At 55.2% G+C, this 9,910-nt stretch carries 10 protein-coding genes; 3 read left to right on the forward strand and 7 right to left on the reverse strand.

Translation table 11 applies throughout. The annotated features are described in order from the left end of the window. The 4 genes from WCC56_RS20730 to WCC56_RS20745 form a co-directional block, all read right to left on the reverse strand. Positions 1-1,024, reverse strand: a 1,024-nt coding sequence (locus tag WCC56_RS20730) for a c-type cytochrome (RefSeq protein WP_424694201.1), incomplete at its 3' end; no start/stop codon positions are given. Between the two features lie 126 nt (positions 1,025-1,150). After that, on the reverse strand, positions 1,151-1,855 hold the full coding sequence (locus tag WCC56_RS20735; RefSeq protein WP_424694202.1) for a hypothetical protein: 705 nt from the start codon (positions 1,853-1,855) through the stop codon (positions 1,151-1,153). Between the two features lie 62 nt (positions 1,856-1,917). After that, the gene (locus WCC56_RS20740; protein ID WP_424694203.1) at positions 1,918-3,066 is read right to left on the reverse strand and encodes a lactonase family protein; all 1,149 of its coding nucleotides are present in this window, start codon (positions 3,064-3,066) and stop codon (positions 1,918-1,920) included. Positions 3,067-3,136: 70 nt separating this feature from the next. Beyond that, complete coding sequence (locus WCC56_RS20745; protein WP_424694204.1) at positions 3,137-4,450, reverse strand: MFS transporter; 1,314 nt, start codon at positions 4,448-4,450, stop codon at positions 3,137-3,139. 238 nt (positions 4,451-4,688) lie between these two features. On the opposite strand from WCC56_RS20745, the gene WCC56_RS20750 reads away from it, so the two are divergent. Beyond that, positions 4,689-5,726, forward strand: coding sequence for a LacI family DNA-binding transcriptional regulator (locus WCC56_RS20750; RefSeq protein ID WP_424694205.1), 1,038 nt, complete (start codon positions 4,689-4,691; stop codon positions 5,724-5,726). A 61-nt stretch (positions 5,727-5,787) separates the two neighbouring features. Here WCC56_RS20750 and WCC56_RS20755 read toward each other — a convergent pair whose 3' ends face one another. Both WCC56_RS20755 and WCC56_RS20760 read right to left on the reverse strand, forming a co-directional pair. Next, positions 5,788-6,489, reverse strand: coding sequence for a substrate-binding domain-containing protein (locus WCC56_RS20755; RefSeq protein ID WP_424694206.1), 702 nt, complete (start codon positions 6,487-6,489; stop codon positions 5,788-5,790). A gap of 18 nt (positions 6,490-6,507) precedes the next feature. Beyond that, on the reverse strand, positions 6,508-7,749 hold the full coding sequence (locus tag WCC56_RS20760) for an alpha-hydroxy acid oxidase (protein ID WP_424694207.1): 1,242 nt from the start codon (positions 7,747-7,749) through the stop codon (positions 6,508-6,510). A 236-nt stretch (positions 7,750-7,985) separates the two neighbouring features. Between WCC56_RS20760 and WCC56_RS20765 the strand changes: the two genes are divergently transcribed. Next, complete coding sequence (locus WCC56_RS20765) at positions 7,986-8,654, forward strand: aspartate/glutamate racemase family protein (protein WP_424694208.1); 669 nt, start codon at positions 7,986-7,988, stop codon at positions 8,652-8,654. 7 nt (positions 8,655-8,661) lie between these two features. On the opposite strand, the gene WCC56_RS20770 is transcribed toward WCC56_RS20765, so the two are convergent. Then, positions 8,662-9,141: a MarR family winged helix-turn-helix transcriptional regulator gene (locus WCC56_RS20770; RefSeq protein WP_424694209.1), complete on the reverse strand. Its 480-nt coding sequence runs from the start codon at positions 9,139-9,141 to the stop codon at positions 8,662-8,664. A gap of 64 nt (positions 9,142-9,205) precedes the next feature. Between WCC56_RS20770 and WCC56_RS20775 the strand changes: the two genes are divergently transcribed. Then, on the forward strand, positions 9,206-9,910 hold a 705-nt coding region (locus tag WCC56_RS20775; RefSeq protein WP_424694210.1), incomplete at its 3' end, for a quinone oxidoreductase family protein.

Raw genomic sequence — 9,910 nt, forward strand, 5'->3', positions numbered from 1 at the left:
GATACCGCTCGTTGCCCTGACCATCAGGCTGATGGCAGTTAGCGCAGCTGCCGCTGAAGACCTGCCAGCCAGCATCCGTCTGGCCTGCTTGCCCACGGACCTGCTGCTCGGTTTCAGAAGGGGCGCCATAGCTGTCTCTGGGCATGACGGCACCAGTGCTGACCGCAGGGATTTGGCGCAGATAAGCCACCATCGCCTGAATGTCGCTGTCTGAGAGATATTGCAGGCTGTGTTCAACCGCTTCAGCCATTGGCCCAGCCGCCTGCGCTTTCCCGGCGACATGGCCCGTTTTCAGATATTGAGCCAGCTCGGTAGCCGACCAGTTGCCGATCCCTGATTGTTGATCCGGGGTGATGTTCGGCGCGTACCAACTGCCCAGACTGCCGCCAGATAAGGCGCGATCGTTCTGCTGACCCATCAGCGCATTGCGAGGCGTGTGGCAGGTATCGCAGTGAGCCAGAGCATTGACCAGATAGTCACCGCGATTCACCTCAGGCGAGGCAGAAGGTGCTGGCGTCCACGGCCTGGATTCAGCGAACAGCTTGTTCCATACAGCCATCGAACTGCGGATGCTGAACGGGAAAGGTAGCTCGGTTTTGGGTGATGCCCGATCAACTGGCGCAACGCCCTGCATAAAATAGACGTAAAGCGCATGAATATCGTCATTGCTGATCTTCGCATAGGAAGGGTAAGGCATCGCCGGGTAGAGATGTTCGCCTTGCTTGTTGATGCCCAGACGGACTGCCCGAGAGAAATCTTCCTCGCTGTAGTGGCCAATGCCGTCAGTGAGGGAAGGCGTGATGTTACTGGCATAAATACTGCCCATGGGGGAAGCGATCGCGTATCCGCCAGCCATCGGTGCACCCTGGTGAGGTGACGTGTGGCAGGCCCCGCAGTCGGCTGCGGTCGCGAGATATTTTCCCTTCGCTATCAGAGACTGGTCGGCTATCGAAGGGGCAGCGGCAAAGCTCCCGGCCGACAACAGGCTCAGACTGATGGCGAAAGGCAGACAAAGTCGTCTCACCTGACATGCTCCTTAAAAAAAGAAAAGAAAACGGTATTTTTATAGGGTGCAAAGGGCGCTTCTTCGTGCGCCTCTGAACACAATAACGCCGCCCACACCGGCGATGTGGGCGGTAAAATTGACGGCTTAAAGCAGTTCGTAATCGTTAAAAATCAGCGGGGTCTCTCCGCCGTTGGTTAACTCAATTTTTCCGGGCTGGGTTAACATCGCGTCGCCACGATGCATCCAACTCTCTTTGTTACGATTAGCCTGTCCGGGAACCGAGGTCAGCAACCGTCCTTCGGTAAAGAACACACGGACGCCAGGCCCATGCTGGGTATAGAGCGTGGTGCTTTCACCGGGTTGCAGCGTCACCTTCCAGCCTTTAACGGTTTTCTGATCGAGCACCTGCTGGAAAAGCGGCAGCTCAGGGCGTGTTGCGCCGCCAAAATGCAAGGGACCGGGCTGTTTGATCTCGAAAGAAACCTGATGATTCAGCGTGGTGCCGGTATTGGTCACTTTGTCCGTTTCGGATTTGCCCTGATGCGCGCCAAACTTCACGTTGCCGCTTTTCATCTCAATGTCTTTCGCCGGTTTATCCGGGTAGGAGATATTCACCAGGCTGCCGTTGACGCGGGTATTGACGTAGTCCAGATGCTGCTCATGGAACATCGTCGACTGCCCCGGACGCAGCATCACCCGCATGACGGTGACATACTGATTTTCCAGGATAACGTGGTGCAGCGGCTCAAGATTGGTGGCGACCACCTGTTCAGCAGCCTGGCTGGCTGGGATAGCGCAGAGCGCCAGAGAGCCTGCGGTCAGCAGGGCGGAAAGGGATGAACGTTTCATAAGTACTCCAGTTAGTGCAGACGCAGCCCGGCACAACGTCACGTGCCGGGCCTCAATGAACCTTACTTCTCGACCATCGTCACCCAGTTCGCTCCCTTGCCGGTTGGATAACGCCCGACCAGCGTCAGAGCTCCGGTTGATCCGTTAAGGGTATAAAGGGAAAGCTGGGTAGATTTCTGCCCAGACTCGATCAGGAAACGACCAGTTTTATCAATGGCAAACCCGCGAGGCTGCTGTTCGGTCTTGATGCTGGTGAGGTAAGTTAAATGGCCGTCATTCGGGTCAACGGAAAACGAGGAAAGGGTGCTGCTGGTGCGTTCAGTTGAGTAAAGGTAGCGACCATCCGGCGTCAGATGCAGGTCGGCCTGCCAGATGCGCGGTTTATGTGAAGGTGGCAAATCGTCATCACCCGTTAACGGGCGAGCTTCGCCGCGCTGCAGCGCTTCTTTGGGTGAAACGGAACTGACATTTTCAACAGCAGTAGCGGTGCCATCCTTATTTAACGTCAGACGGGTAATGTTGCCCGCCATCTCCGTCAGGATGTACATATTCTGCTTACCTTGCTTATCCCGTTTTGGTGCCATCACAAAGTGGCGCGGGCCGGTCGCGGCTTCACTCTGGATATTGATAAAGGGCGGCGTGTTTGGCGTTACATGGCCGGTTGCCGCATCAAAGTGATACTGAAGCAGCTGGTCAGCCCCCAGCAGCGTGACGTAGAGATAATGGTTAGTGGGATCCACCTGAATGGCGTGCGCGCGTTTGCCGGTATGCACAACTTGCACCGGTGTTGCTTCAACCTGGCCCGTGCTCAGGATGCGGTTGATGCTGAACAGATCGCCGCCGTAAGAGGCGCTCAGCAGATACTGGCCGGTTTTGTCCATCGACAGATAGGCCATGCTTTCGGCCAACGGTGACTGACCCGCCTTGACCAGTTTTCCGTCCGGTTGGATATCGAACACGTCCACGCGGTAAGGTTGGCTGCGGACCGAGACATAGAGTTTTTTCTTGTCCGGGGAGACGACAGAAGACATGGCCTTACTGCCCGCCTCAAAGGTTCCCAGCGGCAACAGCTTCATCTGCTCTTTGTCCAGCTGATAGCCCGTCACCGTGCCGCTGTCAGCATTCGAAACATACAACAGGCTCTGAGCCTGACTTCCGGCGCTTACCGCCATCATTGACAGCAGTGCCGCTGCATAAAAACGCTTCTTCATGAGTCTGTCCTTGCCTTTTGTAGGGTACAGCGTGATGTTGCTGCCGTTGTAAGTCTGAGTGGCCTTGTGATCAGGCCTGACGGTCAGCAGTGATAACGTTGGTCGCCTCTGGCTTTTTTTTCAGTTCAATCGGTTCCACTTTACCCATGATAAACAGGAAGTTGAACGCGCCGAACAGGCAGATCCCGCCTGCAACCAGCAGCGGAATAACAAAGGAGCCGTGGCTCAGGGTCAGCATCAAGCCGGTGAAGGACGCGGTCACGATCCCGGCCAGGTTTCCGGCGAAGTTCTGAATGCCACCCAGCGTGCCAACGTAACCAGAGCTTGGTGCCACATCAGCTGGCAAGGTCCAGATATTGGCGGCGGTAAACGCCAGACCGGCATAGGTCAGGGAGAAGAGGGTCAGGATCACCGTAATGCTGTCGGTAAAGGCGGCAAAGGCGATCACGGAAGAGAGCAGCATGCCGGCAATCAGGCAGGTCTTGCGTGCCGTGGTCAGAGAGAACCCTTTACGGTACATCCAGTCAGAGGTCAGGCCACCGAGCAGACTACCAGGGATCCCCATCAGAGCGGGGATCGCGCCCAGCGTACCCAACTCCTTCAGGGAGAAGCCGTGCGCCATGGTCAGATAGGTGGGGAACCAGGTCACAAAGAAGTAGGTGGCGAAGTTCATGCAGAAGAAGCCGATCATCATTCCCCATACGGTTCTGTAGCGGAACAGCGCGCCGATGTGCACTTTTTCGCTCTTATCCACCACATGGACGCTACGGTCTTCCAGCAGATTCTGGCGTTCCTGCTCGTTCAGCCCCTTCATCTCTTCCGGCTCGCGGTAAAAAGCCAGCCAGACAACCACCCAAATCAGCCCCAGAGCACCGGTGACGATAAACGAGGTTTCCCAGTCCCAGGTGCTGATCAGCCAGGCAACCAGCGGCAGGGCGATGGCGCTACCTGCACGTGGGCCTGCATCAAAGATCCCGCTGGCCGTTGCGCGCTCTTTTTTGGCAAACCAGGAATACACCACCTTGGCACAGCCCGGGTAGCCACCCGATTCACCCAGACCCAGCATCAGGCGTGAAGCAAAGATTGAAGTGAAGCCTTTACCAAAAGCGGTGAAGACGGTGAACAGGGACCACCAGCCAACCGCGATAGCCAGACCAGTGCGTGCGCCGACCCGGTCAATCAGTCGGCCAGCGGGGATCTGCATCAGCGCATAAGTCCAGAAAAAGGCGCCGAGGATCAGACCCATGCTGGTGTCATCCAGCCCTAAATCCGCTTTAATGTGGGGCGCTGCAATGGCCAGATTGATGCGGTCAATATAGTTGATGGCGATGGCGAAGAAACAAAACGCGATCATCAGCCAGCGGACCCGTGGGTATCTACGCATGGTGAATTCCTTTATTATCTCGGTGCTTTTAAGGGCGAGGCCCGTGCCAAAGGTGGACGCTTCCGGCCGGGCTCGTTGTTATCATTTGGTGAAACTTGACGCTATATTTGATAATATGATGTTAAAAGTAAGCGATTACAAAAATCAGTCAAGCTAAAAGTAAGCGCTTTCAAAACGAATCTTTGCTTGTCTGCAAACTTTGTGGGCGGCGTCACTAATTTCAGTCTGGAGTCCGATCATGTCCGATAAGCCTTTACCCTCATCGAGGGTTTCACTGGAAGATGTAGCGCTGCGTTCGGGTGTGTCTACGGCGACGGTTTCAAGGGTGCTCAACGGCAGCACCACGGTCAGGCAGTCTCGCCGGGAAGCGGTAGAGCGGGCTTGTGAAGAGCTGGGCTATGTGATTAATCGGGCTGCGCGTACGCTGGCTTCCCGCCGCAGTATGACCATCGGTGCGGTTGTGCCCACGCTGGCGACAGAGACGTTTTCCCGCCCGCTGGCTACCTTCCAGCAGAAGATCCACCAGTCTGGCTATACGATGTTACTGGCGAATTCTGACTTCGATCCGGAAACCGAACTGAAAGAGGTGAACAAGCTGGTGGAGTACGGCATCGATGCGCTGATGCTGGTAGGGAACTCTCACCATCCTAAACTGTGGGATCGTATTACTCAGCAGAACATTCCCTGCATTCAGACCTTTTCGGTCGATCAGCGCTACCCGAGCGTGGGTTATGACAATGAACTGGCTGCGGGCGAACTGACTTCGCATCTGCTGGCGCTGGGACACAAGGTTTTTGCCGTGATTGTTGGTACGCCACCGTCCAACGACCGTGTCTCCGATCGTATTACCGGCACGCGTGAGGCGCTGGCTGCTGTCGGGCTCAGCCTTGATGACCGTAATCTGATTAACAGCGCCTTTTCCATGAACGATGCGCGTCAGGCCATGTTCCAGCTGCTGGATGGCCCAAACCCGCCCACGGCGGTGATCTGCGGTAACGACCTGCTGGCGTTTGGCGCGATGCGTGCCGCGAGCCAACGCTATTTGCGGATTCCGAACGACATCTCAATAACCGGGTTTAACGACTATGAGTATTCAGAGCATCTGGAGCATCCGCTGACCACAATGCGGGTTGAGCTGGATGAGATTGGCGTTTGTGCCGCAGCGTTTTTGCTGGCCGAGCTGAATGGCGAGCCAGCCGTGCGCCAGACCATCCTGAAGCCAGAGTTGATAGTACGCGGCAGCACCGGTTCAGCACCTCGCGTCGAACGTAAATAACCGCAAGCCCCAGATTGCGCGCTGGGGCTTATCACCGTTTAGCTACGCTGCCAACGCTAAGCTACTCACGCCACTGCAGGCCAAAAGATTCGAATGCCTTACGGGAAGGTGCAGAACGCAGGTTTTTTAACAGCAGCGTGGCACCTTGCGGATTAGCGGCATGCGTGAACACGCCGCCGGAGAACGACAGCACTTTCTCAGCCCCTTTGGGCAGCGGTCCAATGACCTTAATTCCCTTCACCATCAGCAGTTCACTGATTTGCTGCACGGCGATATCCGCTTTACCGTCCAGCAGCAGACTGGCGGTGAACCCTTCCGGGAGTGTAGAGGCCCTGGCATTCACCTCCTGTTCAATGCCTAACCTTTTCAACAAAGTCTGGAAATACAGACCGCTGGCACCGGCCAGTGAATAGCCCACCGAGCGGGCAGCGAGCAGGGCAGATTTAAGTGCCTCCACGTTGCTGATATCGGGCACTTCAGCATCGGGTAGCATCGCCAGCCCAACCTGTGAATCCACCAACTCCACGCGGCTGTCGGGCACAATCATCCCTTCGGCAATAAGCTTGTCCATTGCCGGAGCCGTCAGGATCGTGGCATCAGCCTGTTCGCCTCTGGCGACTTTCTCTTCAATCACCGTTGTCGGGTTCCAGTCAATCAGCAGCGGCTTATCAGGATGCTGGCGATCCCATTCAGTTTGCAGCTCAACAAAAGGGGCGCGAATGGCCAGCACGTTGAACAGGCGGATTGAGGTAGCAGAAGTCATGATCATCCTCCTCAGGATTCAGGGCATACGGCGGAGGTAACTGCTGTCCAGTTCGGCTGGAGTCCGCACACCGATTAACGCCAGGTCACGGTCGATTTCATCCCGCAGGATGTGCATGGCATGTTCCACACAAGCCTGGCCGCCAATCACCGCGCCATACAGGAAGGGTCTGCCCAGGAACACAAAGTCTGCGCCAAGCGCCATCGCTTTCATCACATCCGTCCCACGACGAATTCCGCTGTCGATAATGACTTTCATGTTGCCTTTTTTAGCGGCAATTTCTTCCAGCGAATAAAGCGGCGGGTAAGTGCAGTCCAACTGACGGCCACCATGATTAGACAGGATCACCGCATCAGCCCCTAAATCCCGGGCAATAAAGGCATCTTCAGGCGACATTAGCCCTTTAACGACCAGATTCCCAGGCCATTTTTTGCGGATAGCCTCAACGTTTTTCCAGTTCAGCTTGTCGCGTGCCTGAGTGTTACGCACTTTGCTGGACATCATCGGTGGCCCGCGTTCGGCATCGGTATTTTCAAAGTGCGGCGCGCCATGGCGCAAAAACGTTTGAGCAACGGTGCCGAGCAGCCAGCGAGGGCTCATCGCGCTTTCAAAGGCCACCTTCGGCGTGATCTTAATTGGCATACTGAAGCCGCTGCGAGTGTTGTGTTCGCGGTTGCCCAGCATTGGCGTATCGCCGGTCACTACCAGCGTTTTATAACCCGCGCTGGCAACACGATCTACCAGTCGGTCAATACGCGGCTGATCGCCAGCCAGATAGGCCTGGAACCAGGCATCCGGGTTGGCTGCGTGGACATCTTCCAGCTTAACCAGTGACGAGGCGCTGAGGATCATCGGGACGTTCATTTCGCGTGCGGCTTTCGCTAACGCCACATCAGCCTGATAGGCAACGAAAGAAGCGCCACCTAACGGAGCAACACCAAAAGGGTGCTGATAAGTGTGGCCGAAAAGGGTAGTGCGCTGATCGCGGCCAGAGACATCACGGAACATGCGCGGCAGGAAGGCGTAGCGTTGATAGGCCTCAAAGTTACCGGCAATGCCGCGACCGGTTTCCACCCCACCGGCAACATACTGGTAAATCATGTTGGGTAAGCGGCGGCGGGCGTGGCGCTCAAAGTCATCCAGCGCCAACAAATCACGAAAGTGGCGCGGCAATTTTTTAACCGCCGGATTGCTGTCAGCCCTGGCCGGATTAGCGGTAGCGACAGTAGGTAATGATGAAGAGTTGGCAGGTGATGTCATAAGGCGTTCTCACACTCCATAAGAGTCATTAGCGCGGAGGCGGACCGGAAGAGTCTGCTCAGCCGGGTCAGTCATATATTTTGTAAGCGCTATCAATTCTGGTCAATACTCACTAACATTTCAATAACACCTTGCGTCTAACCGTGTGCTTTTATGTGATCCACTTCACTTTACAGCAATATTTGTAAGCCCTTACATTAGTCGGGTAGCTTTCAGATACCCACCAGGAGTTCATTATGAGCGTAAGAATCGTATTACTGCATGCCACGCCAGTGGCAATGGAACCCATCCATACGGCGTTTAAAGAGGAGTGGCCTGAGGCGGAGCTGGTAAACCTGCTGGACGATGGCCTCTCTCTTGACCGTTCAAGGGAGCCGGACCTGAGTGAATCGATGATTGAGCGGTTTGTCCGGTTTGGTCAGTACGGTTACGACATGCAGGCTGACGGGATTTTGATTACCTGTTCAGCCTTTGGACCGGCTATCGACAGGCTGGCAAAAACCGTGCCTGTCCCGGTACTTAAGCCAAATGAAGCGATGTTTCATGAAGCGGTGGCGCAGGGCAAAAATATTGGCATGCTGGCCACCTTCGGCCCTTCAGTGGAGACGATGACTGAGGAATTTAATGACTATGTTACTGAGCACCAGTCGTCAGCCACGCTGACCACCATTCTGGTAGCTGATGCAATAGAGTTGATGAAAAAAGGGGATGCGGCAGGGCATAACCGCCTGGTTGCAGCCAGAGCTAAAGAACTGGCGCATTGTGATGTGATTATGCTGGCGCATTTCTCTACCTCACGCGCGGCCGCCGATGTCCGAGCGCAGGTCTCCATTCCAGTGCTAACTGCGCCGCATGCAGCGGTGAAAAGAATGAAGGCCAGCGTACTGGCGCATCAAGGCAAGTAACTGCCTGTCAGGAGATTTTCCCCTTCAGTGCCGTGGCATATTTGCTCATCAGCCTGACCAGCTGCCCGACATCTTCTTCTTGCCAACTGGCGAAGATCTCCTTCGCCATTCTTTCTCTCGCGGCATCAACATGGTCAGTCATCGTTTTGCCTTTTGGGGTGATAACCGCCTCTCTGACCCGACGATCGGTTTCGCTGGGGCGGCGTTCCACCAGTTCGCTACTTTCTAATTTCGCTACCTGTCGGCTGACTGTGGTGTAATCACGTCCGACCCGGTCAGCCAGTTCCACCACGCCAATCGGCCCAAAGCGTTCAATTCCCACCAGTAAGGGGAACAGCGCTCTTTCCAGATTGATGCCTGCTTCTTTAATCAGCACCTCATCGCCCTGAGGACGGTTAATCACCGCTACAATTTCCAGTATCGCCCCATGCAGCTGACGCAACTGCTGGCTGATAGGTGTATTTTGCACATTATTGGTTGACGACATAACCCCTCCGATTTAATGTGTGCATTATACACCTAATTCTTCTCCACCTTACAGAGGGAAATTTATGAAAGCAGCCATTGTAACGAAAGCAGGGCAGTTGCCGGTTTATGGTGATTTTACCGACCCGGTTGCTACAGCCGATGCTCAGCGGATCGTGGTCAAAGCCTCAGCATTGAGTCATCTGGTCAAAAATCGTGCTTCTGGTAAGCATTACAGCGCCAGCGGGCAGTATCCATTCATCGCCGGGATTGACGGTGTTGGCGTGCAGGAAGATGGACAGCGCGTCTATTTTATTAAGCCTGTGGCGCCTTATGGCAGCATGGCCGAACAGACTTTGGTGCCTGCCTCACAGTGCATTGCGCTGGCCGACGATTTGGATGACATCACGGCAGCAGCCATAGCCAATCCGGGAATGTCTTCCTGGGCAGCGTTGACTGAAAGGGCAACATTGCAGATTGGCGAAACGGTGCTGATCAATGGTGCCACCGGCATATCTGGCAAGTTGGCCGTGCAGATTGCCCGTTACCTTGGGGCAAAAAAGATCGTCGCTACCGGGCGTAATCCCGCAGCGCTGGAACAACTCTCTTTGCTGGGTGCTGACGTTGTTATCCCGCTGACGCAAGAAGAAGAGGCGCTGAACCAACAATTCTGCGAGCAGTTCGCGCAGGGGGTGGATGTGGTTATTGATTATCTGTGGGGCAAAACCGCCGAGCAATTGCTGACAGCAGCAGCAAAAATGGCGCAAGACGGTAAGCCAGTGCGTTTCGTT

Source organism: Erwinia sp. (assembly GCF_049696395.1).
Lineage (GTDB): Bacteria > Pseudomonadota > Gammaproteobacteria > Enterobacterales > Enterobacteriaceae > Erwinia.

Coding starts and splice junctions, on each gene's coding strand:
- WCC56_RS20735 (WP_424694202.1), bottom strand. CDS start 1,855: ATGAAACGTTCATCCCTTTCCGCCCTGCTGACCGCAGGCTCTCTGGCG.
- WCC56_RS20740 (WP_424694203.1), bottom strand. CDS start 3,066: ATGAAGAAGCGTTTTTATGCAGCGGCACTGCTGTCAATGATGGCGGTA.
- WCC56_RS20745 (WP_424694204.1), bottom strand. CDS start 4,450: ATGCGTAGATACCCACGGGTCCGCTGGCTGATGATCGCGTTTTGTTTC.
- WCC56_RS20750 (WP_424694205.1), top strand. CDS start 4,689: ATGTCCGATAAGCCTTTACCCTCATCGAGGGTTTCACTGGAAGATGTA.
- WCC56_RS20755 (WP_424694206.1), bottom strand. CDS start 6,489: ATGACTTCTGCTACCTCAATCCGCCTGTTCAACGTGCTGGCCATTCGC.
- WCC56_RS20760 (WP_424694207.1), bottom strand. CDS start 7,749: ATGACATCACCTGCCAACTCTTCATCATTACCTACTGTCGCTACCGCT.
- WCC56_RS20765 (WP_424694208.1), top strand. CDS start 7,986: ATGAGCGTAAGAATCGTATTACTGCATGCCACGCCAGTGGCAATGGAA.
- WCC56_RS20770 (WP_424694209.1), bottom strand. CDS start 9,141: ATGTCGTCAACCAATAATGTGCAAAATACACCTATCAGCCAGCAGTTG.